General features: G+C 36.8%; 23 protein-coding genes and 1 pseudogene. 11 read left to right on the forward strand and 13 right to left on the reverse strand.

Annotation, left to right across the window (positions count from 1 at the left end):
- Positions 1 to 3: 3 nt before the first annotated feature.
- Together ABDW32_RS22745 and ABDW32_RS22750 are read right to left on the reverse strand one after the other, a co-directional pair.
- On the reverse strand, positions 4 to 3,189 hold the full coding sequence (locus ABDW32_RS22745; protein WP_343566104.1) for a SusC/RagA family TonB-linked outer membrane protein: 3,186 nt from the start codon (positions 3,187 to 3,189) through the stop codon (positions 4 to 6).
- Positions 3,186 to 4,109 carry a TlpA disulfide reductase family protein gene (locus ABDW32_RS22750; RefSeq protein WP_343566105.1) on the reverse strand — a complete coding sequence of 308 codons (924 nt, stop codon included), beginning with the start codon at positions 4,107 to 4,109 and terminating at the stop codon, positions 3,186 to 3,188. The genes ABDW32_RS22745 and ABDW32_RS22750 overlap by 4 nt, the downstream gene beginning before the upstream one ends.
- Positions 4,110 to 4,733: 624 nt before the next feature.
- Between ABDW32_RS22750 and ABDW32_RS22755 the strand changes: the two genes are divergently transcribed.
- From ABDW32_RS22755 to ABDW32_RS22770, 4 genes are all read left to right on the forward strand, one after another.
- Positions 4,734 to 5,321 (forward strand): hypothetical protein, encoded by a 588-nt coding sequence (locus tag ABDW32_RS22755; RefSeq protein ID WP_343566106.1) that lies wholly within the window; start codon positions 4,734 to 4,736, stop codon positions 5,319 to 5,321.
- Positions 5,322 to 5,641: 320 nt separating this feature from the next.
- Entirely contained in the window at positions 5,642 to 6,637 is a 996-nt protein-coding gene (locus ABDW32_RS22760) for a hypothetical protein (protein WP_343566107.1), read from the forward strand.
- A gap of 106 nt (positions 6,638 to 6,743) precedes the next feature.
- On the forward strand, positions 6,744 to 7,331 hold the full coding sequence (locus ABDW32_RS22765; RefSeq protein WP_343566108.1) for a hypothetical protein: 588 nt from the start codon (positions 6,744 to 6,746) through the stop codon (positions 7,329 to 7,331).
- 1,112 nt (positions 7,332 to 8,443) lie between these two features.
- Positions 8,444 to 9,676: a hypothetical protein gene (locus ABDW32_RS22770; protein WP_343566109.1), complete on the forward strand. Its 1,233-nt coding sequence runs from the start codon at positions 8,444 to 8,446 to the stop codon at positions 9,674 to 9,676.
- A gap of 135 nt (positions 9,677 to 9,811) precedes the next feature.
- Here the strand turns inward: ABDW32_RS22770 and ABDW32_RS22775 are convergent, their stop codons facing one another.
- From ABDW32_RS22775 to ABDW32_RS22820, 10 genes and pseudogenes are all read right to left on the reverse strand, one after another.
- Positions 9,812 to 10,129, reverse strand: a complete 318-nt coding sequence (locus ABDW32_RS22775) for a transposase (protein WP_343566110.1) — start codon at positions 10,127 to 10,129, stop codon at positions 9,812 to 9,814.
- 100 nt (positions 10,130 to 10,229) lie between these two features.
- The gene (locus ABDW32_RS22780) at positions 10,230 to 10,676 is read right to left on the reverse strand and encodes a hypothetical protein (RefSeq protein WP_343566111.1); all 447 of its coding nucleotides are present in this window, start codon (positions 10,674 to 10,676) and stop codon (positions 10,230 to 10,232) included.
- A gap of 74 nt (positions 10,677 to 10,750) precedes the next feature.
- Positions 10,751 to 11,185, reverse strand: a complete 435-nt coding sequence (locus ABDW32_RS22785) for a hypothetical protein (RefSeq protein WP_343566112.1) — start codon at positions 11,183 to 11,185, stop codon at positions 10,751 to 10,753.
- A gap of 144 nt (positions 11,186 to 11,329) precedes the next feature.
- Positions 11,330 to 12,411 (reverse strand): annotated as a pseudogene (locus ABDW32_RS22790) (IS3 family transposase).
- A 113-nt stretch (positions 12,412 to 12,524) separates the two neighbouring features.
- Positions 12,525 to 14,450: an AAA family ATPase gene (locus tag ABDW32_RS22795; RefSeq protein WP_343566113.1), complete on the reverse strand. Its 1,926-nt coding sequence runs from the start codon at positions 14,448 to 14,450 to the stop codon at positions 12,525 to 12,527.
- 380 nt (positions 14,451 to 14,830) lie between these two features.
- Entirely contained in the window at positions 14,831 to 15,052 is a 222-nt protein-coding gene (locus ABDW32_RS22800; RefSeq protein ID WP_343566114.1) for a hypothetical protein, read from the reverse strand.
- Positions 15,053 to 15,060: 8 nt separating this feature from the next.
- Positions 15,061 to 15,264: a hypothetical protein gene (locus ABDW32_RS22805; protein ID WP_343566115.1), complete on the reverse strand. Its 204-nt coding sequence runs from the start codon at positions 15,262 to 15,264 to the stop codon at positions 15,061 to 15,063.
- Positions 15,265 to 15,282: 18 nt separating this feature from the next.
- Complete coding sequence (locus ABDW32_RS22810; RefSeq protein ID WP_343566116.1) at positions 15,283 to 17,046, reverse strand: AAA family ATPase; 1,764 nt, start codon at positions 17,044 to 17,046, stop codon at positions 15,283 to 15,285.
- Positions 17,047 to 17,127: 81 nt separating this feature from the next.
- A complete protein-coding gene (locus ABDW32_RS22815; RefSeq protein WP_343566117.1) occupies positions 17,128 to 17,289 on the reverse strand; it encodes a heavy metal-binding domain-containing protein in 162 nt (53 codons plus the stop codon).
- Positions 17,290 to 17,468: 179 nt separating this feature from the next.
- Positions 17,469 to 18,221, reverse strand: coding sequence for an SH3 domain-containing protein (locus tag ABDW32_RS22820; RefSeq protein ID WP_343566118.1), 753 nt, complete (start codon positions 18,219 to 18,221; stop codon positions 17,469 to 17,471).
- Between the two features lie 209 nt (positions 18,222 to 18,430).
- Between ABDW32_RS22820 and ABDW32_RS22825 the strand changes: the two genes are divergently transcribed.
- The 7 genes from ABDW32_RS22825 to ABDW32_RS22855 all read left to right on the forward strand — a co-directional run bounded on the left by ABDW32_RS22825 (position 18,431) and on the right by ABDW32_RS22855 (position 25,278).
- Positions 18,431 to 18,910, forward strand: a complete 480-nt coding sequence (locus ABDW32_RS22825) for a hypothetical protein (RefSeq protein WP_343566119.1) — start codon at positions 18,431 to 18,433, stop codon at positions 18,908 to 18,910.
- Positions 18,911 to 18,920: 10 nt separating this feature from the next.
- On the forward strand, positions 18,921 to 20,399 hold the full coding sequence (locus ABDW32_RS22830) for a DUF4407 domain-containing protein (RefSeq protein ID WP_343566120.1): 1,479 nt from the start codon (positions 18,921 to 18,923) through the stop codon (positions 20,397 to 20,399).
- A 14-nt stretch (positions 20,400 to 20,413) separates the two neighbouring features.
- Positions 20,414 to 21,859, forward strand: coding sequence for a DUF4407 domain-containing protein (locus ABDW32_RS22835; RefSeq protein ID WP_343566121.1), 1,446 nt, complete (start codon positions 20,414 to 20,416; stop codon positions 21,857 to 21,859).
- 3 nt (positions 21,860 to 21,862) lie between these two features.
- On the forward strand, positions 21,863 to 23,764 hold the full coding sequence (locus ABDW32_RS22840) for a hypothetical protein (protein ID WP_343566122.1): 1,902 nt from the start codon (positions 21,863 to 21,865) through the stop codon (positions 23,762 to 23,764).
- A gap of 2 nt (positions 23,765 to 23,766) precedes the next feature.
- Positions 23,767 to 24,258: a hypothetical protein gene (locus ABDW32_RS22845; RefSeq protein WP_343566123.1), complete on the forward strand. Its 492-nt coding sequence runs from the start codon at positions 23,767 to 23,769 to the stop codon at positions 24,256 to 24,258.
- A gap of 181 nt (positions 24,259 to 24,439) precedes the next feature.
- Positions 24,440 to 24,760 (forward strand): hypothetical protein, encoded by a 321-nt coding sequence (locus ABDW32_RS22850; protein WP_343566124.1) that lies wholly within the window; start codon positions 24,440 to 24,442, stop codon positions 24,758 to 24,760.
- A gap of 41 nt (positions 24,761 to 24,801) precedes the next feature.
- Positions 24,802 to 25,278 carry a hypothetical protein gene (locus ABDW32_RS22855; protein WP_343566125.1) on the forward strand — a complete coding sequence of 159 codons (477 nt, stop codon included), beginning with the start codon at positions 24,802 to 24,804 and terminating at the stop codon, positions 25,276 to 25,278.
- Between the two features lie 115 nt (positions 25,279 to 25,393).
- On the opposite strand, the gene ABDW32_RS22860 is transcribed toward ABDW32_RS22855, so the two are convergent.
- Complete coding sequence (locus ABDW32_RS22860) at positions 25,394 to 25,528, reverse strand: hypothetical protein (protein WP_343566126.1); 135 nt, start codon at positions 25,526 to 25,528, stop codon at positions 25,394 to 25,396.
- Positions 25,529 to 25,543: the final 15 nt, after the last annotated feature.

Genomic DNA, 25,543 nt, shown 5'->3' on the forward strand with positions numbered 1-25,543 from the left:
GGATTAAAATTGAATTGTACAACCCAAGGCAGAGGAAAACGGAATCGGCATATTCGCTATTTCCGGATCCCGACCGATCTTATTTGACCGCCATAGAATCCCTATGTCCGAGAAGGTGGCATAAAAGCTAATTTGTTGAACCTTGCCAAAGGGATTTTTAAAAAGGTATTGCAGCTGGATATCCTGTAAACGGATATTGTCTGCCGGATGAACATTGGCCTCCGACGCGGCATAGAAATTATCCCTTTGCGTATTAGCGGGATAGCGCATGGAAGGAACTGTTGTAAACTGTTCATCACCCGTTTTCTGCCATCTCTTTTCAAAATCACTATGAGATGTCCAAGAATTAAAAAGATCAGTATATCGTATCGTTGGGGCTAGAAAATGGTGTCCAAGGCGATAAGCGATATTAAACGATAGATTCCAATTTCGGTATGAAAAGGAATGCCTAAAATTGCCAAACACCTTCGGCAGGGCACTTCCGTAATACTTTAAGTTCTGTAATGAGTCTATGAGTAGGCTATTATAATCCTTTGATTTATTCCCTTGCCACCAACCCTGTGGATCACCATTTGAAGGATCTAACTCTTGAAAACGATAAGCAAAGATTGGGTAAAGTTGCCTGTCAATTGTTGGGGCTAAATCCCTACCGGCACTTGAAGCATAATAATAACTGCTCGAGACCATTCCCGTATAACTTTTGACCGTATTCTTTACGTTAGAAATCGAAAGATCAGCAGACCATTTGACCAGGTTGCCGACATCCTTAACAGCTAACAAGATATCAATCCCCCGACCGCTGATTTTTCCAATATTGCGGTTGATGTTATAGAAACCAGCCGTTGGATCAATATCATCCGGTGCGATCAAGTCAACCGATTCCTTCTTGTGCCAATCCACATTTAATTGCAGTTTTCTAAATATTCCAATATCAAGCCCTACGTTGAACGTATTGACTGTTTCCCATTTCATCCGCTCATTGGGTAAGTCAGATACAATTGCAAAAGGTAATCCCTTCCACATATCCATTACAGTAGAATATCTCAGTACAGGTAAAGTGCTAAGCCGCCCACCCGAGTTACCAGCGCTACCATACGTGCTCCTGATTTTAAATAGATCAATGACTTCTTCATTTTTGAGGAAAGCCTCTTTCTTCAAATTCCAGGCTACCCCTGCTGACCAGAGCGGCTTCCATAGGTCATTGGTCTTTACCCCAAATTGATTGGAAGCATCTCTTCGTGCGGAAAGCGATAAGGTGTACTTGTCCAAGTAGGTATAAGCTCCATTTGCAAAAAGGGAGACAAAGCGCCGTACGGTAGAAGATATTCCCCTGCTGTTCGGAAAAAAAGCCGTTCCACCCAGCAACAAAGGATAAGCTTTGCGCTGATCCATCGCCGCTATCGTTCCCGTACTTTTATTGTAGCCATAATACGAAAAACTATTGGAGTTACCGCGGGTATTGCTGATTTCTGCCCCGGCGAATACATTGATCGCATGGTCTGATCCGTTACCCTGATTGAAAGCTACTGTCGCTCGTCCCCGTTGACTGTTCATTGAAGAGGTGATATGATTCTGAATTTCACCTTCCGGAAAGTTCCGTAGAACAGCATCTGCGGTAAATTGCGTAAAACGGTTCACCAAATCCCTTACAAAATAGCTCTCTGGTCCATAAGCCGCAACCGAATTACCCGTTTGTTTTTCTATACTATAATTGACGCTTAAAGTCAGCGTTTTAACCGGTCTATACTGTAGCGACAAGCTTCCCAATATATTCTGCGCTGGGGAGGTTGTTTGGGAATATCGCCAATCTTCCAGCGGCCTATACTGCCAATTCAATAATCTCCCTCCACCTACGGAATCAATATAGCGCGTGTTATAACCGTTTGGAACCGAAAGGAAATGACCATTTGGATCAACCAGTTCGGCATAAGGATACAAACTACCTTTACCACCGCCCGCAATAATGGGGTAATTGGACACGCGCGGACGGGTTAGTTCTTTTGAGAACGTATAGGTTAACCCCGTATTGATTTCAAACTTCGGGCTTAGCCTATAATCGTAGCTATTTTTTACCGTGATCCTTTGTCCCGACGTTCCGATCTTGTCCCCTTGCCGCAGATTAGCACCCAGGGACAATCTATTTGACTGCTGAGCATTACCAGATGTAATTGCAATATTCAGCTGTTGTTCCAGCGCGTTCCGATAAAGGTGTTTATTCAGATCCTTTCTGTAATCCCGATTTCGTAACGAAGCAATATAGCGCTCACCGTCAGCCGCGGTTATTAATCCCTTTCGCATATCGTCAAGTGTATACACAACAGGAGAAAATACGTTCGTCCTGTTATTGACATTGTTCAGTGCGGCGTTATAATGCCCGTTTTCAAAAAGAAACCGTTCTACATCAATAAAATCTGATGAATTCATTACCTTTTGATAATAGATGTCAGGTCTGGCAGTTACTAGCATATTCCCTTTTGCCTCAATGCTCGTGCGCCCTTGTTTTCCTTTTTTAGATGTCAGCACGATCACACCATTTCCCGCTCTAGCGCCCCAGATCGAAGCCGCAGCCGCATCGCGCAGGACGGTAACCGATTCAATATCTTCGGGGTTTATCATATCCAGAGAACCCTCAAACGGAAAATTATCCAGTACGATCAAAGGGCCAAGCATAGCCGAGGTGAAGCTATTCAATCCTCTGATATTAAACTTATAAAGCTGATTGCCGCCATCGCGTTTATCCTGGTATAATCCGGGAAGAAGTCCTTCCAATCGCGTCATGATATTTCCGGAAGCCCGAGAGCCAAGTTCTTTCTGTCCAATCTTTGCAAAACTGCCCGTGCTCCGCTCTTTAGGGACTGTTTGATATCCCGTATGATAGATATCCACTTCATCCAATTTATTTTCTTTCAGGACGAGTTGTATTGTCAAAGGTAGTTCTTTGATGTTGAAGGCAACCGTTCTGGTTTGATAGCGCACATGCGAGACAGTCAACTGCCCCTTATCCTCTTTTGCACGAATTTCGAAGTAACCTTCTGCGTTAGAAACTCCGGTTAGTTTAACCGGTAGGACTCTGACAGAGACATCCGAAATGCCTTTTCCCATGCTATCTACCATCCTACCTTTGACTAGCTGTTGTGCTGCTGCAATAGATGCTACACCTATCGCAAGGCATGTTAACAATAATCTCATGGCTCGATGTCAATAAAGGGTGCTACATAATTGCGATCAAGCAGATTCCGAAATGTTTGAGTCTGGACATAGCCGTGTTTGTTGATCCATACGTAATGCGGATAGCCCATAAACTGAAACATATTCTGTAATGAAGCATCGAGAATTATGCTATTTAGCTGCTTACCCGGTTTGTCCTTATAGTACCTTTTATAAAAAATTTGGATCCTATCATAACTATCTTTGGTTTTTAAAGGGTTAACCATCAAAACTGCAATATCATTGGCAAATGATTTTTTGAAAAAATCAATTTCTTCTTGCTGAAATATGCAGCTTGCACAGGTTGTTGACCAGAAATCAAGCACCAACAGTTTGCCCTGTAATTGGGATAGGTTGGCTCTAATGGTATCTCCATCGATAAAAAATAAATGCTTTTGCGTCCAAAACGTCTCCCGAACTTTATCACCTATGCTTAACGATGTTGGCCCTTCCACCCCGCTGTCCTTGCGAGGCGTCTGAGCCGATAAACTAAACATAGAAACGAATGCGATACAGTATAGCATTACCCTACCAACTCCCAACCAACTTCGCCCCTTCGTTGGTTTTTCTTCGAGTCCGCTCCGGGGTGGCTTCGGCACAGCTGTATGAAATTCCGAAGAAAATACGGAGGCCGGTGCATAAAAGGCAGAAGAAAGGCAGGTATTAACTGGGAGAAAGTACGAAGCTAGTAGGGATACTTTCTTCAGGATTAGACCAGTACACTTACAGAAAAATCCGCTTGCATATCTGGCTAATCCTTGGAAGATGTAGGTAAAATATAAACGAAATAAAATTTGTATAGCTACAAGTATAGTTTTCTTGCTATCTGATTTAATGTGTGTTGAGTAGGAAGAACCTGTATCAGTAGATAGTTCACTCCCACCCTTGTAAAAACTGTTCATTTTTAAAGGTGTTAAGGGCTGTGACCTAAGACCAGATTTTTATTATTCTGATACCTACAAACGTATCTTATTGCTCCTAAGCCTCGCTTAGGTCACAAATAATAAAATTGTTGTAAATGCGGGAAGCGCAAGACGTTTGGGTGGCAGTTTCATGTAAATAATTGGTTCGATACGTCTTCAGCTGCTTGGAAAGTCATGAAATGACTTCTGTCGCCGAGCTACTCGGGGGCAGTAATGATGTTTTTTGATTGTTGCTTTTTGTCCATACTCATCTTTTGAATATTGATGAGTCTTGGGAGAAGGCTTATCGGTAAATGTGGGCCTACATGCCGTGGTTGCGAAAAAGTTTCTGAAGCCTTACGTAACACGGTCTAACAGTAGGCCCACATCTATCTTATTTCAGCAAATATACTAAAAGCATTTATATAAGAATAGACGTGGGTATTTAAACTACTGTCCTGCGTTACGGCTTCAGAAATTGCAACCGCAAGACTCTTTTGTTATAAATACCACATTTCAGTATAAAACTAACTGAAATACATTATAAATATACCAATCTTAAAAGATAAAAACAAATTATATACTAACCAAAGTATATGTAATCAAATTTAGCTCATTTACCATATGGAAAACATATGGTATCTTACTCCATTTGAGCTATTAACTATTATAATTGTCAGAAATATTCGATTAGAATTAGGTATATCTGGTGAAGAGCTTTCTTTATATCTAGACAAAAGTAAGAAATATATAGCCGTTATCGAAAGTGCTGCTTCATATTCCAAATACACTGAGGAAATGCTATTAAAAATAGCGATTTATTTTACGGAAATAGCAAAGGAAATTGAGAGTAAACATGGAGGAGAAAATCTTCCTGCTAATTTTAAAAATGAATACTCAATTCTTGACCTGCAACCATCTGAAATTCTTGAAAGAGATAAGGTTGTCAAAGAAATTCCGTCTATTCCCGAAGGAACGGGTTCATCAGCAACGCTCAATGCTGTAATTGAAACTTCAGATTTTTTTGACACTGCAAGAACGCTGCAAGAAATTGTTGATTATTGTAATAAACTTCAAAACCAGAATTGGAAAGGCTCGGACTTTACTGCGGCTTTGAGTCGAGCGACGAAGAAAAAAAATAAAAGACTAGAAGTGAAATTGGTGAACGAAATTAACACATATATAATTTATAAGTCAAAAACGAAATCTTAAAGCCAAGATTAGCTGGTTGTTTCCTAATCTTTTAGTACTTCTAATATTTCTCTTTTACAGATCTCAATGAGCCCAATTAAAGTGGCGGCTTCACAGGTCTCATATCAATAAAGTTATTTAATTCTTCTGTGGTGGCAGGTATGAACGTAACTTCTAATAACTTTGGAAGAGACCCCAATAAATCAACTATATTGGACTGATTAACATTCATAATTCTAAATAGCGCTCTTGTACTTAAATATACATTTCTAGTCTATCAAACAAAATTTAACAAAAGGAATAGTTTGACTATATTTGTTGTAAGTCAGTAAGAACCGAATATGACAAAGGATCTAGCATTTGAAGTTTTAAAAATTTTAAGTATGCCAGATATTGAACTGTTCAAGATGTTCAATACTGTAAAACTACGAAAAGGCAGCGGTATTAGCCAGTTTGAGTTAGCTTTCTTGCTTGGCCAAAGGGTTTTTTATGTTCGCGATTATGAACGCCCAGATCATACACTTATACTAGGTCATGGGGAAAACAATACCCTTCGATGTATTTTTGATTGTGGCCTTGACGAAATCGTTCCTATCTCATTGCCAAAATATGCAATTCGAATTCTCCATGCACTAGATGAAAATGGAAACAAAAACTTCAAAGTACAAAGAGGTTACGATGATAAGATTTGGGAAGATGATATTGATTTAGTGATAGGCGATGAACCTAAAGAATTAGAGCTCCCCATCAAGAGCGACGTTACGCAGGAAAATGTTCAGGATTGGATTGATTCAGTATATCAAGCAGGCTACTTCAATATTCCTAAATCAGCACTACAGATTTTCCATGAATGTAAGAAATTTTTCAAAGATTACGTGCGTCCTTTATTTATTGCAAATGCCCTACAAACCTACACGAAAAAGAAAAAGGCTCCTCGCATTGTTCGGTTGAGGGATAAACTAAATGATTACGACGTATTTGCAAATGAACAGTTTGCAGAGATGGGTTTTCTTCGTATAAAAGTCACTAATTATATAAGCAACGACTTTCCGGGCTTTGTAAAAGCTGAATTCACTGATATAGCTGGTAATCTGCATATTATTGAAGAGAAAGCACCTGTTTTAACCGATCAGTTTTGGGATGAAAATACAACCTACCCGCGTTGGGCGCTGATCCCCGGAAAACTATTAGAACGGCGCACGGAGATTTTTACGACCAAAACTGGGAAAGAGAAAAAAAGAAAGATCATTAAAATCTCGCTTGAAAAACCGTGGGGTATTTATGATATCAATGATGAGACTGTTTTTGAAGTGCTTGATATGGATGTTGTGGGGTGATGATTGACGGTTAGTGTCTCAGCATTTTTGCCATTGATATTTAAAAAAGAGATGTCGTTATTGATAACTCGGCAACAAATGGAAGAACAATAAACTTTTAAACAATATGGCAGAACAATTGACAATTCAAGATTATACCGCAATAATCCAAGTTATTGTATCAGTTATAGGAATTTATTTTTTAATAGCAAATTTGAGAAGGACAAATAAAGCCATCTCTTTGCAAACACTTGAGTTTAGGAACTCAACAAGGCCTTCGATAGATGCAGAGATAAGTTATTCTCATCTGCATTCTAACATTCAAAAAAAGGAGTGTCCACCCTTGTTAATAAAAATAAAGAACAATGACATATTTAATCTAAAGCTAGAATTCAGTTATAATGAGTTTTTAGACATGGAACTTACTTTTGGTCTTTACGACCTCAATATGGTCCAAGATAATTTAATGTATTTTAATAGACTACCTGATGGTGGAAGAATAGTAATTAGACATAGTATAAAAGATAATGCTCCCAAAATTGCTGAAGAATTTGAATCCAAAGAAGCTATGGATGAGGCAATGGCTCAATATGATCTAACAATCAAGCTTAGTTTTGAAGATGAGTCTGGATACAAATATTTCCAAAGAATCATTTTTAATTCTATGTATTTTGATAAACTGGAAATAGGTAGAGTAAAATTGATCGAGAAATAATTATACACAAATGGCAAAAGTCCCCCCCCAAAAAAAAAATGGGGAGTGTAACACCAACTGTGTCATTAGATTAAAAACTTAAAAACCTCTTTCCTGTTTGAGTCTTCCCCCAAATCTAATATATAGTTGGGATATGGTCAAGCCCAAGTTATATATTGGCATCGTCCACTTTTCAGAAATGTCCTTAATAATCAGATACATCAGCTTCAACAAAGCCTGTTCAGAGCTAAACGCTCCCTTGGGCTATACTTTAGAATTAATTCTTAGGTATTCATGAGTTCGCTCGCTCAGTTTAATACTGTTACTCGTATTCAAAGAAAGTGGAAAGATTGGTCCAGTTATAGATCCAGGATTTGGTGGCAAGTGGGTATTTCTTACCCCATTTTTCTCGAAAGACAGTTGGTCTTCATATCCCATGTCTTCGTTCACGGCTTTATAGACTGGCTTTAGATCCTCCATTACTATCTTCTTATCTTTTTCGCTTACACTTTTCCATTCTGACGGACTTTAATATATACATGTAATTCAGGAAAACAAAGACATAACCAGCTTCCAGAGGTCTGCTCGTCCATTCATTCACTACTGGCCAGAACACTTTCAGTAATACGTGAAATTTCTGTGATATACATTTCACGTATAAACTCACTTATTTTTATATTTTAATTGAAAGTATGAATTGATAGAAAGCTTATATTTCGTGCTTGAAAGCTTGTTATCCTCTTTCTGCTCGTCAAAAGTTTTAATTAAATATATTGCTGTAAATCTAGTAACGATTACCATTGCCTTATAAGAAAAAAATAAGTTATTTACATAATGTAGAAAATATAAATGATCCACACCAAACAACAAAGAGGGTGCCACGACTGAAGTATTCAGAAAGTAACTACACTTTTGGGTAATTTTCTTTGAACAGGGGGAATATCACCAATGTATTGCTTATATTATCCGTTAATTATATTAACAAAAAGATATTTAATGTTTATTGGACCCCTAGGACTAGGCTTTGGTGCGTGTAAGAAAGAGCATATCTGAGGCGTATCAATCTTAACGAGTGTCCGAGTTTTAATAGATGAGACCTCAAAATAATTTAAAGATTTTTAAAAACACTGTTTATGAAATTATTTTTTTATTTGCTATCATTTTTAATATTAGCATCTTGTAGTAAAGATACAGCTAAAGTTTTAGATGACCCGAATACCAAGGATGTTATCAAATCTTCCAAGGCGGCTGGAAATTCTGCTCTAATTACCTCCTATCTGACGAAAACTTACAAATTTTCCTTCGAGCCATTTGGACCCAATGGATGTATTTTTGAAAACCAAAATCCGCTTGTTATAAATAATTATGAAGTTTATCGCACTCACGGATCTATTTATAAGTGGAATAGAGAAGTTGGTCCCAAAGAGCAAATTAGGCTCACTACGTATGTCAGTGACTTTAACGGTCATGGAAGCGGCATTGCGATTAAATTTCCTTTTCAAAAAGGGAAAAGTTATAAAATAACAACTGCCGCAGACGGCGATGATGGTTCTGTTATTTCTCCAAATTTTCAAATTCAAATCTCTAATAGCTTACAAGTAATACAAGGTTGTTCGGAATCTGCTCCCCCATTAGTGTTGACAGGAAATAATATTGTTTTTAACTCTAATAATTACAAATATAATCATGCACCTATAGTTATTAACTTTAGACCGGATTCTTGCTACAATTATTTGAAAATATTTGCAACTTCTAAACAACCTGCAGGAGAAAAAGATTACCAAAGTCTGGTGTTAAAACCTATCATTATCGAGGAAACTGACCTTTTGGAACTTGTTGTACCAGATTCCATAAACAATGGCTTGACTTACGATATAGCGGTAAAATATGAGGGGTTTACTCTTAATGAAAATATGAATTGGACAGCTTCGGGTAATGTCGAGATTGTCGGGGCAAATTACGGAGGGGCGGTTAAAATAAGAAAAAAGGATAGTTTACCTACAATAGGTAGCATTACAGCATCTTTCCCAGGGTGTGGAGCTTCCGTAACTCATAACTTTAATGCTTGCTCAGGCAATCAGAATTTTGTGGAAATTTATGGTGAATTAATGTTAAAAAAAGGTTGGAAAAACAGAGTATACTCCTATACCTTGACTAATCCATCATTTAAAAACTTGAGGTGGCATATTGGTTCCCAATGGGTAACTTTTAGTGGTAGTGAATATTCTGAGGAAATTTTGGTTTCTGTATCGCCAAGTTTTCAATTTAATGATCCCATAAATGGAGACTATATTCCTATTAGTATAATTGGTGATGGTCCTTGTGGTAAGGGAACTAAAACATTAAAAGTTTTAGTTACGCCATAATTGTGCCTTTATGATTATAAGCGGTTCTTTGCTTAGTTTCATGAAGCATGATGAAAATTCATCTTGATGTTTTGCTAATACAATTGGTAATTTTGAATTATGTAACCGCTAGAAGTCCACTGCCTCAATCGTGTCTTATTCGTAAAAACGAGCATTGAGGTTCTTGCGCTTGGGAACGATAATGGGATTGAATGTACCATCGCGATCACGGGGGACCTGAATTTCCAGATCTCCCTGATCCCCACGGACCTTTTTGCTCGTATGTCCGTTTCGGGAATTGCCCTGACCACTGCGCTCATGCTTTTCATAGCCAAGGTAGCCGTCCATTTCTCCTTCAAGCATCTGCGATACTGCACGTGCCTGTAATTCCCGGAAAAATGATTGCAGCTCTAACCCGTCCTTAAAACTCTTTAAGAACTCCTTGTCGTTTAATAGTGACTCTTTGTCAATCATACTCTTATAAAGTTAAGTAAATAAAAAATGTGAAGTCCTTGCCAACTCCGCATTTTTATAACTTACACACTTTATGAGACAGTGTCTAAAAAACACATGATTACCAGTCCTCGATTAGACTTTTCTCCTGCATTCTGAGAACGAATTTGTAACCGTCATCTAACAACATACTTCCTCGCCTCTCCTCTGGTTTATTTGGGTCCTGGGCGCGAATAATAGCTTTTGGCATATCGAAATCTCCACCTGTTTTAATAAACCTTACTATATACTCACCTATCCCCTTACACTTAAACTCATCAGATGATGACATTGTATACAAAAAATATTTTGCGCCTTCGTTCTCATCGTTATATCCTTCATCGATAAAATGAAAATGTGCCTGTTCCACAGCATTAGTAAGTTCTTTGTCTCTATATAAATCAACATAATAATGTTCGTCTATCCACCAAAATCTAAGCCATAATTCAGTGCCGTCAGATAACAGAACTTTATCAACGATTTCCTCATCATCAGGATAATATCTATCTACCTTTATTATCTTCTCCATTAAAGCAATATTACCTATAATAATTAGATAAATGTGTCGTAAGATACATTTATCTAATTATTATAGGACACTTATCACCAATCATCCACTAATTCACTCGCTTGCATAGCACGAACGAATTCCAAACCATTTTCTGTTAAATCAGAACCGTCACCCAATCTAGTTTCAAATGGATTTCTAGCCCATATGATAGTATTATATTCTTCAATGACCCATTCTAAGATAAATCTTCCAATTCCCATTCTTTCAAATCCACGAGGTACATCCATGGCTCTTAGCAAATACCTTTCACCCTCGTTAGGGTTGGGTATGAACTCATCACTTTCTACATCAACACTTTCATCAGTAAAAGCGAAGGTTGCGCCAGAGATTTGATTTTCCATCTCCTCATCTTCATAGAATTCAACATCAATTCGTCCTTCACTGTCGACAATCTCTAATGTCATTCTTCGACCATCGTCAAACGTGATGTTAGCCGTTCTTTCATTTTTAATAAAATTTTTAATCATATCCTTAAGATAACCTATTTAAAAAAAATATCAAGTTTAATCATGAAACTTAGGGGGATATAACGGAAAAAGGAGCAAAATTGAACTCCTTTCTTTAAAGATTTTAAAATATAATAAATATAAGTTTGACGTCCTCCCCGTTGTTCAGACCGTCAAAAGTGGAGTTTCGGGCCTGGTGAGCTGTAAGTTAACTAATTCTTTGGGTGTTAAATCATTCAGAGTGCTGTGCGGTCTGTAATGATTGTATTCCCACCTGAAATTTTCAATCTTGTGCCTGGCATCTTCAAGTGAAAGTAACCAGTTTGCTGACAGACATTCGTCTCTGAATTTACCATTGAAAGACTCCACATACGGGTTGTCAGGTCTGGAGAAATCCAGTGTTACCTGATTTTCGTAAGCTCACCGAGCTACATCTTTTGATATAAACTCACTGCCATTGTCACACTGGATTCTTTCCGGACAACAGTCTTCCACCAAACAGGCTTTGTTCGGTTCATCCACTACATCAACACCTTTTCAAGACTTCCCCACTAATAGACCGTGACAGGTTTTACTACAGCTATCCACTATAACTAAGATATGAAAACGCTTGCTGTTAAACAGTGTATCCTGTAAAAAATCCATGCTCCAAACCTGGTTATACCTGTAGTCTGCAATCGGTCCAACCGATGGGCAGCACTACGACTTCGTTTTGGCCTCTTGGTGCGCAGGTTTAGTCCACAAGCCTTATAAATACAGTAAACACGTTTATGGTTATCGGTAAAACCTTCCTGTCGAAGCAGAACAAATATACGTTCAAAGCTATAACGAATACGTGTGTGGGCTATTTCATTCATCCGCATTTTCAGCAAACTATCCGGTCGATGTCGATAATGGATATAATAGTACATCGACAGGCCCGCTGGGCAGATACCCGATGGTTACTGACCATCCAACAGGCCATTCCCTTTTTGTAGGCAGACTTCACAACTTTTTTTTATCACATCCTGTAACATCTGCTTGTCCAAACTTAAATCAGCGACAAGATTTTTTAGCTGGACATTCCCCTCTTCCAGCTGCCGCAGTTGCGCAACTCTGGAACGCCCACACCGCCGTATTTTTTCTTCCAATTGCAAATGTTGTCTGAGAGACTACATTTGCCGGCATATCTCTTCTACACGGGTACCGGTCTCGGACTGACGCAATGCGAAGGCGATCTGAGCTTCGGTAAACTTTGATCTTTTCATCTTTTTTCCTCCTATTTAAAATTATCAATTCACACCCGAATTCTCTATTTTTAAAATGTCCTGTTTTGCGGGGGGAGGTCAATCACTGATGTCTTTTCTACAATTTTCTTAGATTAATAAATATTCCTTATTTCTTCAATCCAATCTGGAGTTTTATACTCATCGGATATCATACTCGAATATACAGTTGCAAAGGCAAATTTGTTATTATCCATGTCAAAAAATGTTTCTAGCAATTTAGCTTTACTCGGTGAAAGATCTAATGAGAAGTAAGAGGCATCCTCCGAAGGATTATTTAATCCAGAAATTGCCTCAGATATTATTGGATACGAGCTTTCAAACGTTTTAAGTACATTAAAAAACAATTTTCCATTTAGTGCATCTTCGATTTCTGTTTTTGGTGAAACAGGATTTGAATCAATAGCTACTAACTTGGTTTTCCTTTCGCCTGTAATATTAACCATTCGCCAGCACTTCAGGTTTCTAAGATCTTTTCGAACTGGGAACTGAACCAATTCCTCATCTGTGTCAGAAAGCAAAACGACTTTTCCCTTAACTTCCGTCTTAAAATCTTCATATGCAACTTGCAAATTATTATAAATCCTTTTTATTTCCGAAGCTCCGCCGACAGGAATTATGCGAAGTTTTTTATCTCTGACAATATCTTCTAAATATTTCTCAAAATATATTTTTTCAGAGGAACCTTCACATATTAACCAATTGTAAGGTTCCTCTGTTATTATACTTGTTATAATAGATTGTATAAAATCATTTATACTTTTTAATCTTATATCAAAAGGCAAAAGCCCTTTAGACTCTTTTGCTGATTGCTTAATAGCTTCTCTGTAACTATTTACATTAATTAAATCAAATTGGTGCTCATCTTTGGTTTTTGTGATAATACTTACACTACCATTTCCGATTGTAGGTAAAAATCCATACCAATGAGTAGTAAAAAACAGTTGGTTACATAATTTACTTATCTCAAATAATTTAGAAAATTGCTCGTAACATGCAGACATGTGTAACGAAGCTTCGGGTTCGTCTATTCCGAGGATAACCCTGCTAGCGTTCGCGCGATGGTTTTTTAAAAATTGATATGCTAGCTCTATAATCGCCTTTTGTTTCTCTCCAGAGCTTAAAGAAGCCATTTCTAACCAATGATCACCCTCTCGTCTGTGTAATTTTCGAATTTTAAAGTATGCTTCAATTATCAATTTGTATACATCAGACTTTCTAACATTTACTTGTCTTTCACTCACTGTTCTAAAAGAATATTCTTTTAGGATAGTTGAGAGACCGTCAATGAAAGTATTCAAATTAGTATTAATTTCCTGTATTTTTTTTTGTGGCACACATTGTTGGACAATATCTATTAAAGTTTCGCCCATAAGAGACTGGATTTCTTTTGTCTCTAACTGCGTAAAATTATCGGGGTCTATGTCTTTGGGAATATAAATATATTCTACGGAAGTTATGAGTTCAGCAATTAATCCTTCATATAGTTGAATATCAACATCAGAAATTAATTGAGCTGTTTTGTCAAACGAATCTCCCATAAGATAAGTTCCAAGTTTTCTATTATTAAAAATACTTAAACTAGGCATATCATCGTATGTTAGCCCTAATGGAAGAAGTAGCGTATCTTCTTTGGATTTGTCTCGTTTTATTAACTGTAATTGATCCTGAAACATCTTAAAATGCGGCCTATTCTGTCCAATTATATCAGCTTCTTCGAGTTCCCATACATAATCACTCAGCTCTTTAGCAAGATCAAGATTTTCTTTACTAATTTCTTTAATTGAAATAGCAAAAACAGGGACTATGTGAGGTCTGGTTGTGGCCAATCCACTTTTTTTAGTCACCACGTTAAAATTCCATGATTTTCTATTAAAAAAGCAGTCAAGAGCTTCAAGTACTGAACTTTTACCTATACCGTTATTTCCCACTAGACCACAAAAATTAGGGCCGTAGGTTAATGGGATATAATTTATTCCTGAATATGTTTTAAAATTTCTTAAAAATAATCCAATTATCATTTCGCTAGTAATATGGTAAAAACAAAAGTAGTTTATTTTAATAATAAATCAATTAAAAATGGAAACGACATTATCTAAGGAATCTCCTTTGCAATCCCTGACACCAAAATAAAAGAATTACCCCGAAATAGTTCTTTTATTAAAATTATATTAAATTCCTAATTACAGATTCCATGGAATATTCAAACAATAAAATTTCATACATCAAGATAGTTTGTTTCCATCGCTTGGCATTCAAAAATATTAATTATCACAACTGTTAATATCATCGGCACCTTAACTATCTGCCATGCTCTTAGAACATGATCATTCCAACCGGAATCCAAAATATGATAATCTTTGTTTCTTGAACTATAATATTCATGTTTGTCAATAAAAACTCAAATGCATAAATAAAGATCAGCTTTAACATCAACAATATACTCAGTACCTACAAGTTCTTTAACGATTAAATCCTTATAATTATAATCAATCCCTTGAACATCTTCAATACGGCCCTCATTATTAATCAAAGCATGTCTACAACCAGGCAAAGCACATTCATTTCCCGATAATGCAAATAGTTGTCTTATAGTTGATGTTCTGGGAGCTGTTCTTGCCATAGTAAATCCTAAACAATAATAAGCGTATTAATTTGCAATTCAATATCTCGGAGAACAGTGTATTTAATATCATTTTTCATTAAGATTGCTTGTACTATAGAAAAAGAATCATCTGAAACGTAAATTAAATCATCTTTCTTAAGAATCCTTTTAACACTTAATTGTGTCTCTAACAATCGAATTTGATCAAGCGTATATTTTTTTCCTTTCATAATATAGTTCCGAATTTACTATCCTTTAGCCATAAAATTAGAAAGACCTGCCGACAATTGTTCAATATCATTCCATTCTAAACAATTAGGTGGGTGAGGTAAAGCATGATCGATCAAAGAGTCCAGAAGCTGCTCAACCACGCCGAATTTTTCATTGTCAGTGGTGAGCGTAGCTAAAGCATTGTACGGCTTATCAGCTACTATCTCTTCTCTAAAATAGGCGCCTTCAAAATTTGGTATAGAGGCCAATAAGCGAACCGCTAGTCCTACAGGCCGTGCGTTTAAACTATCTAAAATTCGTTGATTATTTGTCCAAGCAGGATTCGCTCGATTTCCATCTTTGGTGCGCGGTGTATCACTATCATGTAATACAGAATAGGCTGTTCCAAAATGATTAAGAATTTTAACAAGGGACACAATAGTAGCCTTTCCTCGTGCCCTTATAATATGGACGTTATTATATTTTTCAGGTTTTTCTCGACGAACGTAATTGAAGGCGGTATATTCAGTATCACCTTCTACGATTATCACTCTACCACCAAAGAAAAACTCAGCAACATAAGGGTCACATATATTGAGAAGTTTAAGATTTTGTCGATCATCGCCATCAAAATTAACTCTATCTGGTCTAAATACTGTGGTACCTTGAATGTCTCCATCTAAGCTTCGTTCCACTTTCACTATCGTAGTATTGTCACGAGAGAAATCAATAAAAACAGGACTATGAGTCGTTACCATAACTTGCCAATTTCCTGACAATGGCAAATCATAAAGAACTTTACATGCCTCACGTATTGCACTTGGATGTAAACATATTTCTGGTTCATCAATCAATAGCAAATATGGCCTTTGGAGGGTATTCTCCTCTTTAGCTTTTCTATTTGTTTCAGCAATATATTTCAACGCCGTCCATAACAAAGTTCTTCTGGCTCCACTTCCTTGCTTGTCAATAGTACTTTGAAATCCACCTTCTGGTCCCATCTTCAACTGGGAATGCCATTTGAAAATTCCTAAATCTAAACTGTTATCAGGTTGCGCTTCAAAATTAACTATATAATTCGGAAAAACTTGATTTATTAATCCGGTCAATGAGCTATTGGCAACATCAATCTGATCTTGTGTCTCCTCAATAATTTTTGTCTGCAAAGTTAGAGCTTGCTCGAGAAGTTCATGATACTCGTTTCTTTCTTCAGACGATTGTAAACTCTTGACTCTTTCCGTAATCGCTGCCATTAGTAGCTTCTTAATTTCTTTAGCCTGTTCTTCTGGGTCAGAAAAAGCATCAACCTTATGAGGTTCAGGCCTTCTTTTGTTAGCAATATTAGGTGGGCCAAAAGGAAAACTAGATTCATCCCAATCATCTATCTCAACATTCCATCCACGACGAACCGCCTTTCCCACGTTCGGCCATGTCCATTTCTCCCTTACCAAATACCCGCCGTCTGTAGCGGAAAGCCATTTTTGTCCGACACGTTCATCATATACTACAGTATGAAGTTCTATTTCAGGAAGGCTTTCTGGATTAATGATATTATTTGGAAAGTCTTCCAATGTAAGCTCCCCTTTCTTCGAGCCGTCTGACATAACCACTTCATAGGCTTTTAAAATTGAACTTTTCCCTGCATTGTTTGCTCCTACTAATACAACGATATCATCAAGGTCAATCTCAACTCCTTTACTTCCAATACATCTAAAATTTTTAACTACTAATTTTTTCAACCTTGGTCGAGGCATATCCTCGATATAGGTAAAGTCTTCCGTGGTCTTTACTGTTTTTCCCATATTTATTATTATAATTTATTAGCGGTTTCAATATCAGTTAAATCAGATATTATTTATTCAAAAAAGACTGGTTTTAGTGTGCTAAGAAAAGATATGACTAGTTAAAATATCTCCAAATAAATCTATATAGCTCGCTCCGATATCGCTAAAGACAGTGGTGCCGATGACAACATTGGCAGCTATCGGATTATTATTTCGTAAGATCTGCCTCCCTTCGATGGAATTGGTCGTGGTTACTATCATGGCATTATTCTTTTCAATCGGGCAAGGTTAATACCCAAGCCTAATATACATTATTTATTCTGAATTAATATGTTTGTGAATATTAACTATCTAGATTATTACAAACTTGTAACGCTAAGGTATTAGTTTAAATGGAGGATTGGTTACGGGAAACCGTAGATATACTATAAAAGAGTTAACTACCTGTTGAATTCTTCTTTTGAAATTGTCTTCGTATCAAAATTATCTTTGAGCGAGTGATCATGACTTCGAACTGCCAGTCTTAGGCTATACGATGGGACAGTCTGTACTTCGTATTTCTTTCCATCTACCGTTTCAATACGTTTGGGTCCCATTCTAAAATCCAATATTTCTTCCCCAACTTCGTAATGAGCACTTTGATTAAAAACCATGGTACATTGTCCGTCTTTAATACCTTGTCTAAAATCCCGCCCGCTGGCAACCTTTAGGTAATAGGTGTTTTGGGGTATATCTTTTACTTTAATAGATTCACCAGACTTTATATAAAATGCTCTTATACATAACCCTGTGTTCCGTTCCATAACTTTTACAGCAAAATCTGCTCCTGCCCCAACTATTATTTCGAGAGATCCTTGGGCACCATAGTCATACCGCCAAGCCATATTATCACACTCGGGCAAATCACCTGTATTTAAATATATCCTATTATATTGGTTCTCTGGTTTCGCAGTTAAATAGGATCTTTTTAACCAACCTTCATACCGACCAACAGAAACTTTAAACCAGTGATCCGCTACATCAATGACGAGCACCTCTTGCCCTTTACTCAACAAACCGTAAGATTTAGATTCGGCATTTGGAAACTCTCTCAAGTTCAGCTTGACCGCACTGACTATATACACATCCTCAATCTGAGCATACAGAGATAAGGAACAGAGATAGATAACAAGGAGCGTAATTAATCTTTTCATAATAATGTTTTGCTCCAAAATTATCACTTATGTATATCCACATTTATGGTTTCCCGTAATTTGAGTCTATTTTCTTTCCATACTTTTACCATTGTTAAATTTTGAAATAAAAATTTAGTTAACAGGTTTGTTTATGCATGAATATTTTTTAAATTAGAATTAGCTGAATGCCCTAGCATATTAACCCAACAAGGCCATTTAAAGTTGTTATGAAAAGTTTAGAATATATACCTAATTTATGGTTTAGATTTCGTGCAATAGTAAAAATATTATTCCGAAACCTAAAATACAGCTTGTCAGGAAGGGATCTGAAAATAAACACTTTTGCCTATTATACTGCTAATACTAAAGGGCTATTGATAATCAAATATCAATGTGAAGGTCTTCTCTACACAGAAATCCTGGGTAAAAAGTATTTCGATCGAAGCAATGTAATTATTCTAAATCTGGAAAAAATAGAGAATGATATACACTTGGAATTTTCATTCATCGGACGGCGAAGCAAGGTTGTAGAGATGATTACGATTGATGATATATTCCAAATGGACTTTGAACGATTCAGAACCGAAATAAACCTAAAAAAACTGGAGATAACAGATTTGAGTCTTGCGCAGAGCAAGAATACGTTGCGTTACAGATTAAACAGCACCGCCATAATCATTAAATCAGCTAAACTAAAATTTAGATAATCCTTATTATATGGAAAGCCAATTTTACAACACCAATAAACCTGGAAAAATCATTAAATTTTTATGGGCCTCCGCTGGCGGAGACGAGTATATTTTGGAACGATCTACCTATAGCGATCAGGTTAAGTATGCATGTCTTGGCGGTATTGTATTCGCTACAGGTCTGATGGCTGGGCTATCAGGAGGATATGCATTTTACACAATATTTGAACCACGGGGTAATGTACTCGAAAATCCAATACATCTCCCAACGGTATTGATGGCTCTTGTTTTTGGTATCGTATGGGGGCTTATGATCTTTAATTTGGATCGTTTTATCGTGGCAGCCACAGGGAAAGGTGATGGTACCGAAAAAATTACCTGGGATGAATTAAAAGGTGCTCTTCCTCGTATTATCATGGGGATGATTATCGCTGTTAGCATTTCAAAACCTGTTGAAATCCGTATGTTCAAAACGGAGATCGATACGGAGCTCAGAAAAATTCAGATCCAAAAACAAACTGAGTATGCCGCCGAAGTGGATAAAACCTATGCTGAACGCGAAAACAATCTGGAAAAGGACTTTGGAAAAGTAAGTCAAGAAAGGACAAAGCTTTTAAAAAGCCTTGAGGACTATGACAAAAAATATCAGGATGAAATGGCGCAAGGACAAGGTGGACGCGGGAAAGGTGAAGGCCCCGTGGCGCTGGCATTGAGACGGGAAAGAGACAAGGCGGATGAAAGGCTGGCAAAATTTGATGAGCTGAATCAAGCTGAACTCAAGAATCTGAATGAACGGAAAGATGCGCTTAGAAAGGAGAAGGAAAAGGAAAGATTGAACAATAAGAAAGCAGCGGATGGTTTGGATGGTTTGCTCGAAAGAATCAAGATAGCACATGAGGTAGCTGGGTTCTCCATTACATTATTTATCACGCTCCTATTTATGGCAATCGAGTTGACGCCAATATTCTTTAAACTAATGCTAACAAAGACTCCCTATGATTATCTCAAAGAGAATATCGAGGATATGATGATGGCAAATAATGGTATTGAAATAAAATATGACTACTATAAAGATAAAAAAGGCCTGGAACGACATCTTGTCATAAACCATGAAGCCGACATAAAACTCTATGAAAAAATAAAAGAATCAGATATTCAGAAAGAATTATCCGATTATGCCATCGAAAAGTATAAACAAAATGAGAAAGATATTATAGATCATAATCCTGACCTGTATATCCGAAAAAATACAAGCCTAAAAAGTGGCGAGGAATTTAGGGAAGAACTTGCCAAGGAACTTCAAGATCTAACACAGCAATTGGATGCTAGGACACAGCGCGAATTATTGGCTTTTGCTTATGCTCGCCATAAGCAAAATGAGGAATCCGCTATTATGAATAATCCCGAAGCGTATATCGAATCCGCAAAAAAGAAAATAGAGTCGGATGTGCCTGAACTACCAATTGATGAAGCAGATCAGGATAAAGATAAGACAACAATGGCCTAAATCGTAGTCGTAAGATGAAGTATTCATTGTCAAAATTCGAGCACTTTCTGTTTTTCTTCTCCTCAGAGGATGTATATGTCATTGAGCGGTATATACAACTCAAGGAAGAAAATAAAGAGTACAAGATCAAGTATTACTTTTTGACGATCGGGCTAGCTGTCCTTATATTTTTTATATGTGCGGCCATAAGTACCATGTTTTTTATCTACAATATCTTTGACGGCTATTCTCGGCTGCTGAGTTTGCCAATCGGGCTATTTATTGGATTGCTGATTGCTAATATCTATTTATTTTTACTGTATACCATTACTCCTACTATCTTGGACACGGTGGACAAGAAGAAGAAAAACGACATACATATTAAGGACATTAAAAATACGCAAGAAAGCACATCTATATTTTCATTTTCATTTCTGTTTCGTCTGGCGTTTATCGCCTTCATTGGGTTGATCATTGCTCAACCACTCAATGTGTGGTTATTGGTAGATATGAATCCATTGGGCCTCGGTAATAAAGAAATCGTACAAATCGAACGTTATAAATCGGAGTCCTTGGTGGATAGTTATCTAACTAATGATGACCATTATACAAAAAATGAAATAGTGCTCTTTAAGGATATCAATGAAAAATTAGCTTACATTGAGCATGGAAGATATGATCTATCGGAGATCAAATCAATAATAAACACCATCAACCAAAAGGTAAAAGAAGACGAAAGTGCGATTAAGCAGTTAAATCAATTTAAGTATAAACTAAACCGAATAAACAGAAACTTCTTAAAAAAGAGGTTTAATTATCAAGAGACCGCTGCATTGACTTCACAAATAAATGGATTTGTTGAGCAAATGGCACAAAGTGATCATCACTTTCTAGATAAACTCGAAGGATTGAATAGAAATAAATCATTGGACAGGAATATCTTTGGATTTTATCTGCAAAATGCCATCCCTTTGATAGAGGAAAAAATAGAAAGCCACGATCAGTTAAAACAGTTACTTGATAAAAACACACTCTATACTTTAAAAATCAAACTATTAATGGCAGAAAATCCCTTTGCCCTGATTGTAGCGATACTGACGATCAGCGTATTCTGTATTCCGGTTTTTGCCAAATTCTTTATCCGAAGCAAGTTTAATTATTATAAATTCAGAGCTGGATCAGAAAAGACAATCATATCGAGGCTTTATGAGATTCACCGTAAGACGTATGCGGATCTCATAAACACTAAATTGAAGGCTCAGTTAGATAATAGTAATGAATATCTGTTACAAAAGCTAGCGCCAGTGAAGCGTATCAATACACCACTGTATCATTATATTGAAAACGATCTTTTACAGAGAACACATCGCGAGGAAATAGAAAAGTTTGAGTATTGGAATGATGCCCCCTTTAGAACACAACGGAAATCGGATGTAAAGCTTCCCAATAAAGAAGATCTCATAAACAAATTATACAATTAGCGGATGAATCTACTGATCATTGGAGTAATATTGTGCGCATTATGGTGGTTTTTCTTCCGAAAAAAGAGAGCCTCCAAAATAGATTTCCTAACGAGGTCAGAGGACATCGCCGTTCCTGTGGTCAAAAGTAATGAATTAAAGTATAATTTAACTTCCAATAATTATCCGCTATATGATGAGAGCAAATCAAACTGGTATCGTGAAGTGAGCGTCCCCTTCTTCTGGGAACGAAAAACGCATGTACAGGGAGAAATGATAGGTAAATATTATGGCGAATATCTACCAAACAGCAATGACCAACCTATTTATCACATCACAATCTATGAAGCTACGATACGTCCCATCAATTCGGATAAATGCAGTTGCATAAATGGAGAAAAAACATATTGTGAGGGAATCCACAGACATGAAGAAGGTGGTTTTGCGGATTTTGAACAACCGGTATTTTTTGATAAATCACAGCTACCAGCAAAATTTACACTGCTCCTTCCAAACGATCAACTTGAATACATGATCGATATCAATGGATTGACAATGTATAATGTTCAATATCTCCGGCATCTTCATCAGAAGGAAAACAAGGAGGTATTTGGTACGGTCAAATGTGTTGTAAAGGGATATTTTTCGGATGTAATTGAAGAGAAGCGGTTGCAGAGAGAATATAAGCCATTAGTTGAACAAGTTTATCAACCTTCTTTTCCAAACACCATTCCGCAAGGGAATCCGCCAGGTCCGAAGTCAAGCGGTATTTATATCTTTGAAGATGATGGCAATACTGGTAATTCCAACATTTTCCGTGCTGGGTTAGGTTCCAGACAACTTTCAAATGGAAATTGGGAGAAAAAAATTTCGTATACCAGAAACAGCCATGCCGAAAATAAATACGCAGATACTGGCATCAGTTGGATATTTGTGCTGTTGGCGCTTCTCTTTCTATTGATTATCATTCCGGGTTTAAAGTTTCTGATCCCAATAATTACGGTTTTAATATTATTTACACTGGTGCCTGGTAAGATTTGGGAGTGGTTTTTCAATATCATTGGGTTTCTGTATTTAGCATCAATTGTCGGATTTATTGGCTGGACAGTTTTCAATAGCTTTCAGAAAAATCTGGCTCCGTTAATCGAGATTCCCAAATATATTGTTGCCTCACCTACTATAAAACCTGCGCCAAAGCCTGTAATGGAAGAATCAATAAATAACAATAACAGAGATACCATCTTAAGGTTTTCTAAAGAATGGAAAGATTACTCGGGTGCGGAGTATTCTGGGGGCTACTATATCTTTAAAAGTGACTATCAAAAATCAATGAATAACAAGAATTCTCTATTTGGGAGTAATCAAAGGGCTAACTATAACTTTATTGTCCATAAGATAAAGGAGTTTGATCAAAATAAACTAGATGGTGTCTATAAGATGTTTGATAGCTTGGCGACGGCTAGAAATTTGACCAGGTTGCAGTTTGCTTCAATGGTAATGGCATTTGTGCAGGACTACAACTATTCCCTGATCTTACCACAGGAATGTGATCCGACGATCTATTCAGACTATTTTGTAAAAAATTATCTGGCAAAAAAAAATGGTTCATGTATACCCAATGAGCCTTTTGGCCTATTGACGCCATTGGAAACCATTGCAACCTCGAATGCCGATTGCGATACCAGAACATTGCTAATCTATACCATTTTGTCAAAATACGGCTACGACTTAGTGATGCTATCAAGTGATCTTTACGGGCATTCACTGATCGGTATTAATTTGCCATATTATGGAAGCAACTATTTTATATACGGGAATACAAAATATGCGCTAGTCGAGACGACAGTTCCCGCATCCAGACCGGCTTACATCCCAAACGAAATCGCGAACATGAACAATTGGTATATATCCTTAAAATCTAAATAATTATGAACCCTAACTTCTTTTTAATTTATACGGTTTTTGCATTGCTTACGATAATGATCAGTTTATTTGTGCTGATCAGGCTAGCTAGGATTTTAAAAGTAAAAACACCGAGGGATGAAGTCGATTATTACAATGGAATTGTTGAGGTCGGTATGCTAATCGGATGTGGCATAGTATTTTTCGATGTATTTCCAGCTGTCTCTACCATGCTCAGTGCCATGGATATGCAAAAGGTGAGTTTATATAATAAAGATATTATCAAGCTACTATTCGTTTATGAAGGGGTTACTTTAGGAAGTATCATAATCGCCTTCCTCTGTTCTCGTGCAGTATTTGTAATTGTGAAGAGCCAATTTAAAGAGGGTCTGACACCGATCTTATTCAGGTTATTTTTTGCCATCATTTTTATTGTGATGATTATTGCGGTAAAACCAGTTGTCTTAGAACTATTAAATTACTTCCAACCCACCATTAAGACCCCATTTTTTAGATAGCTTAATTTTTAGCTTATGGATAAAAAAAATGTAAATTGACAGTGTTAACTTATTCAAGAAGTATATTTACGGACTGAAACCCAATAATGCGCCATTGAAATATGGTAATGATTTAATTTACTATAGCCATTTATTAAAAGGAGCTCGGTTTTAAAATTTGTAGATATAATACCTTAAAGCTATGATGAAAAAAGTACTGATTATTATCTTACTGTATACAATCTCGTTTCCTATAATTGCACAAAACAAATATGCGACAACGACGGATGGAAAAACGGTGTTACTTAAAAACGACGGGACATGGGAATATGTAAAAGACCGATCTACATCATCAAATATTAATCAATTTAAAAATACGAGCTTCTCCCCTTCGTCCCGCAGAACGAATACTTCTAAAAGCAGCTCTTCTTCTAGAAATTATATTCGCGGCCCTCGTGGGGGTTGTTATTACATCAACTCCAATGGCAACAAGACTTATGTCGACAGAAGCATGTGTAATTGATTAAGCAATTAGGATTTATGACTATTAGGGCTATTCTCATCATGTGCATATATTTATTTATATCCTGTAAATCGGACGTAAATAAAAGGAACTACGTCAATTATAACGAAGATAAAGCAAATTCTTTTTATCAAAAATCTGATCAACAGAACATCCCTGAGGATGAGGAAGACGATGACGGATATGAATACAAAGATGGAATGTACTGTGCATCCGTTGAATACTATAATCCAAATACCGGAACTAGTAGTACATATACCTTAAATATTGAGGTGGAAAGTGACAACTTAGTTACTATACATTGGCCAAATGGTGGTTGGCTGGACGAGTCTCATTTTATTTCCGAAGACATTTCTAGTGGCTCTTGTTCGTTTATAAGTGATAAAGGCTATGAGTATAATGTGACAATTTTAGGTAAAAATTGCCAGTTCACGGATAGCTCGATATCTGAAGACTTTAATGAAGAACAGGAAATGGATATTGAAGAAGAAGTACAGCCTGATGAAGGAATAGAATAGTTTCGTTTACGGTATTCCGTAACGTAGAAAAGCTTTTAAAATTGAGGGTACATCTCCGGCTAATTAAATGGAATACACAATGCAAAAACTTTGCATTGTGTATAATGAAAAGTCGTTACTTTTTACCTTGTTGTCTTTTTGGCGGAGGTAAGGACGGAGTATTTCCTGGAGTTTCCTTATTATCCCGTTGACGTCTATCTGGTTTTCCAGTTGATTCGGCAATTCTTTTTGAGCCTGGTTTTAGTGCCATAATGTTCAATTTAAG

The sequence above is a fragment of the Sphingobacterium sp. genome, assembly GCF_039596235.1.
In the GTDB taxonomy this organism is placed as follows: Bacteria; Bacteroidota; Bacteroidia; order Sphingobacteriales; family Sphingobacteriaceae; genus Sphingobacterium.